The following is a 13,886-nucleotide window of genomic DNA, read 5'->3' as shown; positions in this document are numbered from 1 at the left end:
TGGGTGCGCACGACGGGATCGCCCGACGGGTGCGCGCCCGGTGCGGCAAACCGCACGGTGAGTTCACCCGCGCCCACCGTCCCGTTCACCGTCGGGTCCCCCGCAGCGTCACGTGGCGCGCGGAGCATGGGCACCGCCATGAACGCACGCAGCGTGGAGCGCGGCTCGGCCCAGAGGACCGTCGCCGTCGTGACCGAGAGCTTCCTGCCCACCCTCAACGGCGTGACCACGAGTGTCCTGGCGGTCCTGGACCACCTCGAGCGCCGGGGCCACCGCGCGGTCGTGATCGCGCCGGACACCCCGTGGCTCGCGAGCCGTCGTTCCCGGACCGAGCTGGAGCGGTACCGCGGGTTCGACGTCCACCGGATCCCCGCCGTCGCGTACCGGCAGTTCCCGGTCGCGCTCCCCCACCCCGTCCTCGACACCATCCTCGCCGCCTCCGGCGCCGACGTGCTGCACGCCGCGAGTCCGTTCCTGTTGGGTGGGCGCGCGATCACGGCAGCCGGGAGGCTCGGCATCCCCTCCGTCGCCGTCTTCCAGACCGACGTGGCCGGGTTCGCCCGCCGCAACGGCCTGGCAGCGACCACGCCCCTCGTCCGCCGGGTGCTCGGGCGCATCCACGCCGGGGCGTCGCTGACGCTCGCCCCGTCGTCCGCGACCGCGGCGATGCTCGCCGCGGACGGCGTGCCGCGCGTCGCCAGGTGGGGTCGTGGCGTCGACACCGTCCTCTTCCACCCGGACCGACGGCGGTCCGGCCCGGTGCGCGCCCTGCGGCGGCGACTCGCTCCGCACGGGGAGACCATCGTGGGCTACGTGGGCCGGCTCGCACCGGAGAAGGAGGTCGAACGGCTCGCCGAACTCGGTGGCATCCCCGGGATCAGGGTCGTGGTCGCAGGAGGGGGACCCTCCCGTCCGGCGCTGGAGCGACGGCTCCGTCACCTGGACGCGACCTTCACCGGTCCACTGCGCGGCGACGCGCTGGCCGACGTGTACGCGGCGCTCGACGTGTTCGTGCACACGGGTCCCGCCGAGACGTTCGGGCAGACCCTGCAGGAGGCGCACGCATCCGGGCTCCCGGTCGTCGCCCCGGCGGCCGGCGGTCCGCTCGACCTCGTCGCGCCGGGACTCGACGGCGAGCTCTACGACCCGGACGTGCCGCAGGCGCTCCGGGCGGCCGTGCTCGGGCTGCACCTCGACCGTGCTCGGGCCGATCGGATGGGATCCGCCGGCCGGCTCCGCGTCGAGGGCACCACGTGGGAGGCGATCGGCGACGAACTGCTCGCACACCACGACACCGCCAGGACCATCGGCGCGCCGCCCGCGGGGCGTGGGATTCTCACGGGGTGGAACGAGAACGTCAGTGCGCGGTCGTAGGATGGACGTGTTCCACACGAACATGACGGCAACGGCTCGCCGATCGGCGGGCCTGTCCTACGGGAAGGCGAGCTCATGGCCGAGCAGACCGCAGGGGGTACGGCGACAGCCGCCCCGCAGGTGACGATCGATGCGCCGCGCGCATCACGGACGCCACAGGGCACCCTGTACCGCGGCAGCACCGGGATGTGGTCCTGGGTCCTGCACCGCGTGACCGGTGTCGCGATCTACTTCTTCCTGCTCGTGCACATCCTCGACACGGCCCTCGTCCGCCTCTCCCCAGAGGCGTACAACGCCGTCATCTCGACGTACAAGACGCCGATCATGAACCTCGGCGAGATCGCCCTCGTGATGGCGATCGTCTTCCACGCGTTCAACGGGCTGCGCATCATCCTGATCGACTTCTGGTCCAAGGGGCCGAAGTACCAGCGGGCGATGTTCTGGATCGTCATCGTGCTCTGGGCCGTGGCGATCGCGGGCTTCCTGCCGCGCCAGCTCATGAACCTCGTCGCCGACTTCCACTGATCAGGGGCTGACCATGACCACGCAGACCATCGCGCCCCCTCGCAGTGCCGAGGCCGCACGCCGCACCACCAACTGGGAGAAGTGGGGCTGGATCTACATGCGCGGCTCGGGCGTCCTGCTCGTCGTGCTGATCTTCGGCCACCTCTTCGTCAACATGGTGGCGGGCGAAGGCGTCAAGCAGATCGACTTCGCGTTCGTCGCCGGCAAGTGGGCGAGCCCCTTCTGGCAGGTGTGGGACACCCTGATGCTGTGGCTCGCGCTGATCCACGGCTCGAACGGCATGCGCACCATCGTCAACGACTACGTGTCGAAGCCGGCCGTCCGGAAGACCCTGCTCATCGCGATCCTCGTCGCGTGCGTGCTGCTCATCGTCCTCGGCACCCTGGTGTGCTGGACCTTCGACCCGTGCCCCGCCGGCGCCGCCGCCGCGGACCTGCCGTCGTTCTGCCCCGCGCAGTAGCCCCGGCCCAGCACCGCAGCCCGCACCCGCTCCCCAACGGAAAGACACCGTGACCGACATCACCGTCCATCACCACCAGTTCGACATCGTCATCATCGGCGCGGGAGGCGCCGGCATGCGGGCCGCGATCGAAGCGGGGCCGAAGGCGAACACCGCCGTCATCTCGAAGCTGTACCCGACGCGCTCCCACACGGGTGCGGCGCAGGGCGGCATGGCGGCAGCGCTCGCGAACGTCGAAGAGGACTCGTGGGAGTGGCACACGTTCGACACGATCAAGGGCGGCGACTACCTGGTCGACCAGGACGCCGCCGAGATCCTCGCGAAGGAAGCGATCGACGCGGTCATCGACCTCGAGAACATGGGGCTGCCGTTCAACCGCACGCCAGAGGGCAAGATCGACCAGCGTCGCTTCGGCGGCCATACCCGTGACCACGGCAAGGCCCCGGTGCGCCGGGCCTGCTACGCCGCGGACCGCACCGGCCACATGATCCTGCAGACGCTGTTCCAGAACTGCGTGAAGCTCGGCGTGAACTTCTTCAACGAGTTCTACGCCCTCGACCTCATCATGGTGGACGTCGTCGGCGACGACGGCGTCACCCGCAAGCAGCCGGCGGGCGTCGTGGCGTTCGAGCTCGCGACCGGCGAGCTGCACGTGTTCCACGCGAAGGCGATGATCTTCGCGACCGGCGGCTTCGGCAAGATGTACAAGACGACCTCGAACGCGCACACCCTCACCGGTGACGGCGTCGGGATCGTCTGGCGCACCGGCCTCCCGCTCGAGGACATGGAGTTCTTCCAGTTCCACCCGACCGGGCTCGCGGGCCTCGGCATCCTCCTCACCGAGGGCGCCCGTGGTGAGGGCGCGATCCTCCGCAACGCCTCTGGCGAGCGCTTCATGGAGCGGTACGCCCCCACCATCAAGGACCTCGCACCGCGTGACATCGTCGCCCGGTGCATGGTGCAGGAAGTGGCCGAGGGCCGGGGTGCCGGTCCGAACAAGGACTACGTGCTCCTCGACTGCACGCACCTGGGTGCCGAGGTCCTCGAGACCAAGCTCCCCGACATCACCGAGTTCGCGCGCACCTACCTCGGCGTCGACCCGGTGGTCGAGCCCGTTCCGGTGATGCCGACCGCGCACTACGCGATGGGTGGCATCCCGACGAACACCAACGCCGAGGTCCTCTCCGACAACGACACCGTCGTCCCCGGCATGTACGCCGCCGGCGAGTGCGCATGCGTCTCGGTGCACGGGTCGAACCGCCTCGGCACGAACTCGCTGCTCGACATCAACGTCTTCGGGAAGCGCTCCGGCAACAACGCCGCCGAGTGGGTGCAGACCGCCGAGTTCCTCCCCCTCCCCGAGGACCCCGCCGCGAACGTCCGCGGGATGCTCGAGCAGCTGCGTGCCTCGACCGGCACCGAGCGGGTCGCCGCCCTCCGCAAGGAACTGCAGGAGGAGATGGACAAGAACGCGCAGGTGTTCCGCACCGACGAGTCCCTCGCCCGCGTCACGGAGACGATCCACACGCTCCGCAACCGGTTCATGAACGTCTCGGTGCAGGACAAGGGCAAGCGGTTCAACACCGACCTGCTCGAAGCCGTCGAGCTCGGGTTCCTGCTCGACCTCGCCGAGGTCGTCGTCTACTCCGCCCGGAACCGCAAGGAGTCCCGCGGCGGCCACATGCGCGACGACTACCCGAAGCGCGACGACGAGAACTACATGCAGCACACCATGGCGTACCTGACGGGCGATCCGCACTCGTCACTCGCCGACGACCACATCACACTCGACTGGAAGCCGGTCGTCGTGACGCGGTACGAGCCGATGGAGAGGAAGTACTGATGACCGACACCCTGGTCTCCGACGCACCCCGCACCGATGCGGTGGACGCCCCTCCCGGCTCGTTCCCCGTCACCGTGATCATCCGGCGTTTCGACCCGGACGTCGACGACGAGCCGCGCTGGCAGGACTTCGACGTCATGATGCTGCCGACCGACCGCATCCTCGACGCCCTGCACAAGATCAAGTGGGAGCAGGACGGGTCGCTGACCTTCCGTCGCTCCTGCGCGCACGGTGTCTGCGGTTCGGACGCGATGCGCATCAACGGCCGCAACCGTCTGGCGTGCAAGACGCTGATCAAGGACCTCGACGTGTCGAAGCCGATCTACGTCGAGGCGATCAAGGGCCTGCCGCTCGAGAAGGACCTCGTCGTCGACATGGAGCCCTTCTTCAAGTCCTACCGCGAGGTCCAGCCGTTCCTCCAGCCCGCGAAGGCGCCGGAGCCCGGCAAGGAGCGCGTGCAGTCCGTCGCCGACCGTGCCCGCTTCGACGACACCACGAAGTGCATCCTGTGCGCCGCGTGCACGTCCTCGTGCCCGGTGTTCTGGACCGACGGGCAGTACTTCGGTCCGGCCGCGATCGTCAACGCGCACCGCTTCATCTTCGACTCGCGCGACGACGCCGCGAACGTGCGCCTCGACATCCTCAACGACAAGGAAGGCGTGTGGCGCTGCCGCACGACCTTCAACTGCACCGACGCGTGCCCGCGTGGGATCCAGGTCACGAAGGCCATCGCCGAGGTCAAGCAGGCCGTCATGCGCGGTCGGGCATAGACGGCCAGGAGACCAGGAACGGCATAGGTCCGACCACTAGGCTCCCGCTCATGACGTTCGCGGACACGCGCCCCATCCTCGACCAGCTCGGCTACACGATCCGGTACGTGCAGCTCCCCGGAGAGACCCTGCACGAGCCGCCGGTGGAAGGTGCGCTCCGCATCGTCCCCGCCGACGCCCCGGACACCTTCGCGCTCGAGGTCGTCGACTACGGCACGGCCCGTCGTCTCGCGACCGCGCGCGGGGAAGCCGACGCCGTCGAGATGCTCCGCCGCTTCCTGAACCGGCCGTTCCCGGCGCCGCGGGACATCCAGCGGTACGAGCTCGACGGGCTCCGCGACCGCGCCGCCTCGACGTACCCGCAGCTCGCGCAGCAGGTCGCGCAGGCCGGCCCCGACGGACTGACGATCCAGATCCCGGCCGGTGTCCCGGTGGACCGCATCGGTGGCCCGGACGGCTACCTGCTGCACCCGCTCGACACCCCGATGCCGTCGCGCTCGCTCCCGCCGCACGTCGCCGCTGCACCCGAGGTGCACCGCTACGTCGTCGACCGCCCGTTCCTCGTGACGGTGCGGTTCGTGCAGCCGTGGTTCGACCAGCCCGGTGGTGCGCTGCGGTTCCAGATCGCGGACCCCTCGCTCACGGTGCGCGACCTGGTCGTCGACGGCGCCCTGGTCCGCGTCCGCGCGGTCTGACCTTCCCGCGCAGGCGCAGCCCGCGCAGGCGCGGCCCGCGCAGCCCGCGCCGCCGCGCGACCCGCGCGCCCGCGCGCCCGCCCGATTCGTGCGAGGGAAGTCGAAACGCGCGTCGGCAGTCGAACGTTCCGACTGCCGACGCGCGTTCTCGCTTCCCATCGCGCGCGTTGTGGGTGCTTCCGCTCAGCCGCGGCCGGGCTGGTCGAAGCGCTGCCCCTCCGGCTTCGGCGGCAGGAGCGAGAAGACGAGCAGGATGATCCCGCCGACACCGGGGACGAACCCGAGGAACCAGAACGGCCCCGCGAGGTTCGCGTCGTGCAGCCGTCGCCAGTACAGGGCGATGCCCGGCACCAGGACCGCCAGACCCCAGATCGCGAAGAGGATCGCGGCGATGATGTACAGCGCCGACGGTCGGTCGATCACCGTCGAGACGCTGTACCCGGTCGAGACCGTCGTGCGGTCGGAGGTCGCGATGCCGATCCCCAGCAGGATCCCGAGCACGATGTAGACGATGGCGTTCGCGAGCGCCCACCACCAGAACTCACTGCGGCTGGCACGCCCGTCGAACCGGGCGTACTTCTTGAAGAAGCGCCGGACGGCGTTGCCGAACGAGATCCCGTACCACGGTGCCCAGAGCGGCGGCTCGCCTCCGGGCCCGGTCGGCGCAGGCGCGCCGTACTGCGGCGTGTGCCCCGGTTCGGGCTGCTGCCCGTACGGGTTCTGGGACGGATACTGATCGCTCACGGTGACCCCCTGCTCGTCGACTGATACTCCTTGCAGAGTCAATCAGAACGGGGTCCCGGTGGACCGCTCGAGTCTTCCGGCTACCCGAGGTCCGGTCGGTCGTAGCGCTGGCCCTGCTGGTTCGAGGGCATCAGCGACAGGATCACGCACGCGATCCACCCGAGCACCGGGATGATGAGCAGCAGGGCGAGCAGGCCGCTGTAGTTCGCGTCGTGGAGCCGGCGCACCAGGAGCGCGATCCAGCCGACCAGCGTCGCGAGGGCCCAGGCTCCGGTGAACAGCCCGTCGAACAGGCCGTCGTCGCCGACGTTGCCCGTGCCCGCGATGCCGTCGAACGCGCCGCCGACGATGCCGAGCGCAGCGTTGCCGATGACCCACCACAGGGACCAGAACCAGAACTCGCTGCGGCTCGCGCGTCCGTCGAAGCGGACGTACTTCTTCCAGAACCGGACGAAGGCCTTCGGGAACGCGATGCCGTACCAGGGCGCCCAGAGCGGCGGTTCACCCTGCGGCGGACGCGGCTGCTGCCCGTACGGGTTCTGCGCGTACGGGTTCTGGCCGTTCGGCTGCGCGTACGGGTTCTGGCCGTTCGGCTGCGCGTACGGGTTCTGTCCGTTCGGCTGCCCGTACGGGTTCTGTCCGTTCGGCTGCCCGTACGGGTTCTGGCCGTTCGGCTGCCCGGACGGGTTCTGTCCGCCATACTGGTTCGGTCCGCCGTACTGGTCGCTCACGGGGAAGCCCTTCGTCGATCACCTGATGAGACGCACAGAGTCAACCACACCCCTGCCGCCCCGATCGTCATCCCTGCGGACGATCGAACCGCTGCCCGTTCGGGTTCGGCGACAGCATCGCCATCACCCAGAGCACGATCCAGCCGAGGGTGTTCACGAAGAAGAACGCGAAGAACCCGCTGAGGTTCACGTCGTGCAGCCGACGGACCATCAGCGCGATGTTGCCGACCGCCGTGCCGAGGAACCAGGCGGCCCAGAGCCAGATCGGGATGAGCCACCAGATCGAATCCGTGTGGAGCTGACTGGTCGTCCGGCCGTACACGTCGGTGCTCATCTCGCGGGTGCCCGTCGTCGTGACGATGACCGCCACCGCGGCGCCGAGGATCGCGGCGATGATCGCGTTCGTCAGGAACCACCACCAGAACTCGCTGCGGCTGGCACGCCCGTCGAAGCGGGCGTACTTCCGGAAGAACCGGCCGATCGCGTCGCCGATGCCTGCGCCGTACCAGGGTGCCCAGAGCGGCGGGACGCCGGCCTCGTCGAGCGGGATCGGACGCGGCGGCTGCCACCCGGGCTGCTGCTGCCACCCGGGGCCCTGCTGCCACGCGGGCGCCTGCTGCTGCTGCGGCCACCCCGGCGCCTGCGTGCCGCCCGGTGCCTGCTGCCCACCCGGCGCCTGCTGCGGCCAGCCCTGCTGCCCGGACCACTGCGGCTGCGGCGGCTGCTGCCCGTTCGGCCGGCCGTTGCCCCAGCCCTGGTTGGTCCCGTCGTCGCTCATCAGCGCCTCCCCCGATCGTCGGCGTCCAGTCTGGCAGGTCGGGCGTCAGGGGATGAGCGCGAGCTTCCCGCCGGGGTGTCCGGACTCCAGGAGCTCGGCGGCATCGCGGGCGTCCGCGAGCGGGAACGTCCGGGCGACCGGCACCTCGAGCTGCCCCGCCGCCGCCAGGTCGATCAGCCGCTGCCGCACCGAGTCGCGGAACGCCTTGCTCTCCGGCTGCACTCCCCCGACGGCGGCGAAGCCGTCGGCCGCGGCCCGGCCCGGTCCGGCGATCGTGACGATCCGGTCGCGGTCCGCCACGAGTGCCAACGAGACGTCGACCGCCTCGTCCGTGCCGACGGCGTCGATGGCCACGTCGATGCCGTGGGGTGCGAGATCACGGAGACGAGCCTCCAGTCCGTCGCCGTAGGCGATCCACTCGCCCCCGTACCGGCGGACGGTGTCCGCACCACGTTCCGAAGCCGTGCCGATCACGCGCGCGCCCAGCGGGCGCAGCTGCTGCAGGACACTCACGCCGACCGCGCCGGATGCGCCGTGCAGGAGCACGGTGTCCCGTCCGGAGGCTCGGGTCACCCGGATCACGTCAGCTGCGGTCGTGCCTGCCAGCAGCAGGTTCGCCGCCTCTGGGAAGCCGAGGGAGGCCGGCTTGGCGAACACGTCGGCGGCAGGCACCGTGAGTTCCTCGGTCCAGCCGCCGGGGACGCGGAATGCGAGGACCTCGTCGCCGACGGCTCCGCCGCCGGACGCGATCTGCGTGTCCGGGCCGATCGCCGAGATGACCCCGGCGATCTCGTAGCCGATCGACATCGGGTACGCGTCCGCCTGCGCTGCCCGGGTGTGCTTCGTGTCGGCGGGGTTCATCCCGGCAGCTCGGACCGCGATCGTGACCTCGCCCGGGCCGGGCGGACGGACGTCGGTGTCGATGTACTCGAGGACCTCGCTGCCGCCGGGACGCGGCGCCACCCACTGCTTCGTCATGGACCGGACGGTAGTCCCGCTCACCGCCAATCCCACGAGAACTTCCAGCCGAGGGCCGCGAGCGCCTCCAGGCTGCGGTCGGTGACGTGCTCCCAGGACTCGGCCGGGACGGCGCTCCGGCCCTTTGCGGTGTCCGGCCGAAGCGCTGAGGGTTGGGCACTCGCCGTCAGCAACGACCGCGACCAGGCTGGCCACCGATAGCCTGGAAGCGTGACCTTCGCTTCGCTTCGCGCCGATCTCGATCGGTCCGGATTCTCCACACAATTCGTGTCGCTTCCGGGCGACGAGCGTCCGCTCCCGCCGCTCGAGGGGGCTCTCCGGGTCCAGCCGGTCGAAACCGGTTTCGAGCTCCAGAGCGTCGACTACGGACAAGCCCGGACGATCGGTCACGCGTCCGACGAGCTCGGCGCCGCCGAACTCGTGCGGGCGTTCCTCAGGCGTCCCGTTCCTGCTCCGCGCATCTTCGAGCGGGACGAGTTCGACCGCCTCGTGAGCAATTCGGAGCGGTACCTGCCAGAGCTCACGGACCGGATCCGCTCGTCCGGTGGACGCGTCCTGATCCAGATCCCCCCGATGATCCCCGTCGACCGGATCGGTGGTCCGGACGGTTGGCTGCTCAATCCGTTCGGTGCCTCGTTCGAGTCGAGGTCGTTGCCACCGACCGCGCTCTCGGCTCCGTCGACGGTCCACCAGTTCGTCACTGAATATGACGTCCTCGTCGGGGCACAGCTCACGCTGCCCTGGTTCGGCCAGCCCGGCGGTGCGATCCGGTTCACCATCGCAGACGAGGGCGCCACCATCCGTGATCTCCTGGTCGATGGCTCCCTCCGGAAGATCCAGATCGGCTCAGACCGGAACTGACGTCGAAGCCGAGCGGACGCTCGGGCGGCCGGACCGGGCCGGTCGGCCGGATCCGGTTCAGGCGGACAGCGAGGCGGCAGCGAACGCGCCGCGGGAGTCCTCGTCGAGGGCACACGGTTCGATCCGGTCGATCGGTACGCGCGCGACGGTTGCGAACTGCACCGCTCGGGCCATGGGGAGCGCCCCACCGAACCGAGCGCGGTGTTCTTCCCCGCGGACAGTCCAGCGCACGAGCACGGTGCGCCCCTCGGGCACCGCGGTGAACCCCGCCGGGAGTTCGCGCTCCCGGTTCAACAACCAGTCCCCGAGCCCGAGCCCCGATCGGGCCCGGAGCGCCTCGGCTGCAACCGTCACGATCCACCGTTCCGCATCGGAGACGTCGTCGAAGACCGTGCCCGTGTCGCGGCCGGCGCCACGGTCGCCTCTCCACTCGACCACGCCGTCAGGAGTGAGGGTGTATCGGTCGAGCGTCTCGAGGTCACCGAACTCGACCCGGTCGGGCTCGACCTGGACTCGATCGAAGTCGGCTCGCGACAGGACGTCGCGCATGAGATCGAGTTGCGAGAACTCGACGAGGGCAGATTCGGTCACAGGAGGATCTTCAGTCGCTTGAGTTCGGAGACGGAGACGAACGTCGGCGGGTCCCCGGGCGTGAAGAAGCGGACCTGGAGGCCACCTCCCGGGTGTCCGAACGCCGGTGCGATCTCGCTGACCTCGATCTTCAGACCATGGCCCTCGAACGCAGCAGCGTCGAAGTCGAACTTCGAGTACGCGTCGCTGAGGTTCGACGGTGGCAGCGCACGTTCTTCGAACGAGTTCCCGGGGAACGACAGGAAGTCGCCGGAGTCCTTGCCGAGGCGATCGAGCTGTGATCCGTACTGCTGCACGAACGCGTCCGGATCGGTCCAGTCGACACGGTGGCCCGCGACGGCACCGCCGTTGCCCGGGTACTCCGGAGCGTAGGAGTTCCAGTCGTCGTTCCAGTCGACGTAGCGGTCCTCCCAGTCCTCTCGCGTGAGGTAGTTGCCGTCGGCGTCCTTGCCGTAGAGGCCGTTCGGGTTGCCCCAGTCATCGACGAGTGCGCGGACGTCGTCGCTCATCCCTGCACCGGTGTAGGTCGGGTCGTCCGGCGCCCGGTACTTCGAGCCGAGATCATCGAGGTGCAGGTGCGGATCGCCGTAGTCCGCCCGCTCCGGGTTGCCGCGGACCGACTCGTCGCGCTCCCAGCCGGGACCGCTCGCGTCGTCGGAGAACACCGGGTCGGTCGACCGGTCGTAGTGGTGCGCGGGAGGAGCCGTGGGGTCGCCGTGGGCGCCCGTGCCGTCGCCCGTGCCGTCGCCCGTGCCGTCGCCCGTGCCGTCGCCCGTGCCGTCGCCCGTGCCGGGATCGTGGTCCTGTCCCGTTCCACTGTCCGCGTCCGAGCCGTGCCCGGCGCCGCCGTCGGCATCGGAACCGTGTCCAGTGCCAACACCGTCGCCATCGGCCCCGTGACCGCCGCCGCCGTGCTCCGCATCCGTCCCGTGCCCCGAACCACCACTGCTGCCCGAGTCACCCCCGTGCCCGTGCCCACCGGACGAGCCCGATCCGGACCCGGACCCGGACCCGGAGTCCGACCCGCCGCCGTGCTCCGTCGCGGTCCCCGACTCCCCGTGCCCACCGGCCCCCACGAGCTCCGGCTCCCGCACCGGCGGGGCCTCGACCGTGGACCCACCGTTGTGGGCGTTCACCGGCGCCTCGACGCTCGGCTCCGACCGCACCGGCGGCACCTCGGCGTCGCTGCCGTGGTGCCCGTGCAGGAAGTCCCCGAGTCCGGTCTTGAAGTCCGCGATCTTGCCCGTGAAGCCGGACATGTCGCCGAGCCCGGACGACACCAGGCCCTTGAGGTCGCCGAGCTTCGGCAGCACCGATGTGAGCCCCTTCGACGCCCAGGCGCCCGCGTCGACGAGGTCGAGGAACTTGCCCGCCTTGCCGACGGTGCCGGCGACTTCGCCCACCTTGCCGAGCGCACCGACCTTGCCGACCTCGCCCGCGACGGGGATGAGCAGGGAGCCGATGCCCCACACGGCCTGTCCCGCAGCGCGGCCCGGGTCGTCCGCCCAGGCGTCCCACCCGACGGTGGCCTTGCCGAGGCCCTTCCAGGCGTCACCGGCGTTGCCCCAGCTCCACGAGTTGTCCGCGGCGCTGTAGCCGATGAGCGAGCCCATGCCCTTCCAGGCGCTGGTGAGGGTGTCGAGGTGCCACCCGGTGCCGTCGATGCCGACGAGCTGTCCGAGGCCCTGGACCGTGCCCCAGATCCCGTCGACGACGACGCCCTGCAGCAGGTGCGGGACGAAGTACAGCGTCTTCTCGCCGCAGCTCTCCTTCCGGGCCTCGGCGGTCCCCCACGGCAGCTCCGTGCCCATCGGGAGTTCCTTGTACCCGTAGCCGAGCTCGTCGTCGGGGTCGTTGCCCGTCATCGCGTGCAGCGCGGCCAGGCCGGAGAGTCCGCGGATCGTGTTCGCGCAGGTGCGCTCAGCCGCCTGGTAGGCGACGACCTGGTTCGCGACGCCGTTGATGATGTCGTTGTTCTCGCCGTTGAGGGTCTCGTCCTCGTCCCAGGCGCCGTCGTGCTGCTTGACGTCGGCGTGCAGCTGGTTGCCCCGCGTGACGTAGGTCTTGAGCTTCGCGACGATCGGGGTGACCTCGGTCACGAAGTCGTCGAGGGCCTTCGCCACGGTGTCCAGGTCGTCGCCGAACGCGGTGCCCTGCGGCACGATCGGGTTCATCGCGTCGAAGAGCTGCTGGTCAGCCGGCCCCTCGTACGACTGCGAGATCGGCGTCCACGCACTGTGGATGTCGGCCGTGCCGTCGCGCACCGCCGACGCGACGGTCCGCAGGTTCCCGGCTCCCGCCGTGATCCCGGAGAGGTCGACGTCGGTGTACGGGATCTCCCCGACCTTGACGAGTCCGCTCATCGCGCTGTGGTTCCCCCTGCTAGTTCGCGCCCGGAGCGCCGTCGAACGCGGAGAAGTCCCCGTTCGACGCCGCGGACACGGCGTTCGACTGCGTCGTGGCCGCCATGGCCTCGTCGCCCTCGTTGATGGCGGCGGTCGCCCCGGAAGCCCCGAGGAGCGATGCGCGCACCCGGTTCTGGATGCCGGTGAGCGTGGCCTTGCGGTGCTCGAAGAACCCCGCGATGGCCTCGCCGATCACCTGCGACTGCGCGGCTGTCGCCGCCGCCTGCACGACCGTGTCGACGCCCTTGACCGATCCGTCCTCGGAGCCGCCGAGCGCGGTCGACATCGTCGTCGTCCGGTCGGCGACCGCGGTGAGGACACGCTCGACCCCCGCGGGGTCGACCCGCCATCCGTTCGCCATCGTCAGCCGATGTTGCCGACGGCGGACTTCGCCTTGCTGATCGCCGACTGCGCCGACTCGTCGTTCGACTGCAGCGAGCTGCGGAGCGTCGCGATGATCGACTTGACCTCGTTCGCGACGGAGTTCCAGCGCTGTTCCTTCGCGTGGTACTCGTCCGAGACGCCGTCGGCCTGGTAGTCGGCCATCGCGGCCTTCACGTCGCTGTCGCGCTGGGCGATCAGCGACTCGAGCTGCGACGCGACCGCGTTGAAGTTGTCCTGGGCGTTCTGCGATGCGGCGACGTCGTAGTCACGACGGTCTGCCTGGTTGCCACCGTTGCTCATGATCTGTTTCCCCTCGTGAGATCAGGCGCGGCCGCTGAAGCGGGCCGCGTCGAAGTTGGCACTGCCCTCGGCCGACGTCGTCGACTGGGCCATGTCCTGGTCGCCTTCCTGGAAGGAACGGTCCATGCCGGACACACCCTGCAGGACGCTCGCGAGCGCGCCGTTCAGCTCGTTCGCGATCGAGTCGGTCTGCCCCTTGAAGCGGTCGAAGGCGGCGCGACCGGCACCGTTGAACCGGCCCTGGAGCGGCTCGGCGGAATCCGCGAGCCGGTGCACGAGCGTGCCCAGGTCGCCGGATGCGTTGGACGTCTGCTTGGTCAGGTTGGTGAGCACCTGAGCCCCCATCGCGAACTTCATCGCATGCCTCTTTCTGTCGTTCCCCACCCCCGGTCCGGGGGACGCCGGATGCAACGCAGCCTAGACCAACACCGGGCGTGTTGCACCCGA

The 13,886-nt window shown here is 70.2% G+C and carries 16 protein-coding genes; 7 read left to right on the top strand and 9 right to left on the bottom strand.

Going from position 1 to position 13,886, the window contains the following annotated elements; translation table 11 throughout:
• The first annotated feature begins 138 nt into the window (after window positions 1–138).
• The 6 genes from EDF55_RS16665 (at window position 139) to EDF55_RS16640 (ending at window position 5,667) form a co-directional block, all read left to right on the top strand.
• Window positions 139–1,374, top strand: coding sequence for a glycosyltransferase family 1 protein (locus EDF55_RS16665; protein WP_260236092.1), 1,236 nt, complete (start codon window positions 139–141; stop codon window positions 1,372–1,374).
• A gap of 75 nt (window positions 1,375–1,449) precedes the next feature.
• On the top strand, window positions 1,450–1,899 hold the full coding sequence (gene sdhC / locus EDF55_RS16660) for a succinate dehydrogenase, cytochrome b556 subunit (protein ID WP_123656107.1): 450 nt from the start codon (window positions 1,450–1,452) through the stop codon (window positions 1,897–1,899).
• Window positions 1,900–1,912: 13 nt separating this feature from the next.
• Entirely contained in the window at window positions 1,913–2,359 is a 447-nt protein-coding gene (gene sdhD / locus EDF55_RS16655; RefSeq protein ID WP_123656106.1) for a succinate dehydrogenase, hydrophobic membrane anchor protein, read from the top strand.
• 49 nt (window positions 2,360–2,408) lie between these two features.
• Window positions 2,409–4,202, top strand: a complete 1,794-nt coding sequence (gene sdhA / locus EDF55_RS16650; RefSeq protein WP_123656105.1) for a succinate dehydrogenase flavoprotein subunit — start codon at window positions 2,409–2,411, stop codon at window positions 4,200–4,202.
• Window positions 4,202–4,972: a succinate dehydrogenase iron-sulfur subunit gene (locus EDF55_RS16645; protein WP_123656104.1), complete on the top strand. Its 771-nt coding sequence runs from the start codon at window positions 4,202–4,204 to the stop codon at window positions 4,970–4,972. Before sdhA ends, EDF55_RS16645 begins: the two co-directional genes overlap by 1 nt.
• Before the next feature lie 50 nt (window positions 4,973–5,022).
• Complete coding sequence (locus EDF55_RS16640; protein WP_123656103.1) at window positions 5,023–5,667, top strand: TNT domain-containing protein; 645 nt, start codon at window positions 5,023–5,025, stop codon at window positions 5,665–5,667.
• 183 nt (window positions 5,668–5,850) lie between these two features.
• Here the strand turns inward: EDF55_RS16640 and EDF55_RS16635 are convergent, their stop codons facing one another.
• The 4 genes from EDF55_RS16635 to EDF55_RS16620 form a co-directional block, all read right to left on the bottom strand.
• Window positions 5,851–6,411: a DUF805 domain-containing protein gene (locus EDF55_RS16635; protein ID WP_123656102.1), complete on the bottom strand. Its 561-nt coding sequence runs from the start codon at window positions 6,409–6,411 to the stop codon at window positions 5,851–5,853.
• Between the two features lie 80 nt (window positions 6,412–6,491).
• Complete coding sequence (locus EDF55_RS16630) at window positions 6,492–7,142, bottom strand: DUF805 domain-containing protein (protein ID WP_123656101.1); 651 nt, start codon at window positions 7,140–7,142, stop codon at window positions 6,492–6,494.
• A gap of 67 nt (window positions 7,143–7,209) precedes the next feature.
• Entirely contained in the window at window positions 7,210–7,920 is a 711-nt protein-coding gene (locus tag EDF55_RS16625; RefSeq protein WP_123656100.1) for a DUF805 domain-containing protein, read from the bottom strand.
• A 45-nt stretch (window positions 7,921–7,965) separates the two neighbouring features.
• On the bottom strand, window positions 7,966–8,898 hold the full coding sequence (locus tag EDF55_RS16620; protein ID WP_123656099.1) for an NADP-dependent oxidoreductase: 933 nt from the start codon (window positions 8,896–8,898) through the stop codon (window positions 7,966–7,968).
• 267 nt (window positions 8,899–9,165) lie between these two features.
• On the opposite strand from EDF55_RS16620, the gene EDF55_RS16615 reads away from it, so the two are divergent.
• Window positions 9,166–9,759: a TNT domain-containing protein gene (locus EDF55_RS16615; protein ID WP_123656098.1), complete on the top strand. Its 594-nt coding sequence runs from the start codon at window positions 9,166–9,168 to the stop codon at window positions 9,757–9,759.
• 57 nt (window positions 9,760–9,816) lie between these two features.
• Here EDF55_RS16615 and EDF55_RS16610 read toward each other — a convergent pair whose 3' ends face one another.
• Genes EDF55_RS16610 through EDF55_RS16590 form a run of 5 tightly spaced genes read right to left on the bottom strand, consistent with a single transcriptional unit; the run spans window position 9,817 to window position 13,796 of the window.
• The gene (locus EDF55_RS16610; RefSeq protein WP_123656097.1) at window positions 9,817–10,350 is read right to left on the bottom strand and encodes a hypothetical protein; all 534 of its coding nucleotides are present in this window, start codon (window positions 10,348–10,350) and stop codon (window positions 9,817–9,819) included.
• A complete protein-coding gene (locus tag EDF55_RS16605; protein ID WP_123656096.1) occupies window positions 10,347–12,713 on the bottom strand; it encodes a TNT domain-containing protein in 2,367 nt (788 codons plus the stop codon). The genes EDF55_RS16610 and EDF55_RS16605 overlap by 4 nt, the downstream gene beginning before the upstream one ends.
• A gap of 19 nt (window positions 12,714–12,732) precedes the next feature.
• The gene (locus EDF55_RS16600; RefSeq protein WP_123656095.1) at window positions 12,733–13,116 is read right to left on the bottom strand and encodes a DUF6507 family protein; all 384 of its coding nucleotides are present in this window, start codon (window positions 13,114–13,116) and stop codon (window positions 12,733–12,735) included.
• A 2-nt stretch (window positions 13,117–13,118) separates the two neighbouring features.
• Window positions 13,119–13,439 (bottom strand): pore-forming ESAT-6 family protein, encoded by a 321-nt coding sequence (locus EDF55_RS16595; protein WP_123656094.1) that lies wholly within the window; start codon window positions 13,437–13,439, stop codon window positions 13,119–13,121.
• Between the two features lie 21 nt (window positions 13,440–13,460).
• A complete protein-coding gene (locus EDF55_RS16590) occupies window positions 13,461–13,796 on the bottom strand; it encodes a WXG100 family type VII secretion target (RefSeq protein WP_123656093.1) in 336 nt (111 codons plus the stop codon).
• Window positions 13,797–13,886: the final 90 nt, after the last annotated feature.

The organism is Curtobacterium sp. ZW137 (genome assembly GCF_003762905.1).
Lineage (GTDB): Bacteria > Actinomycetota > Actinomycetes > Actinomycetales > Microbacteriaceae > Curtobacterium.
Note: the sequence above shows the minus strand (reverse complement) of the source record. Positions and strands in the feature narration are given on the sequence as shown.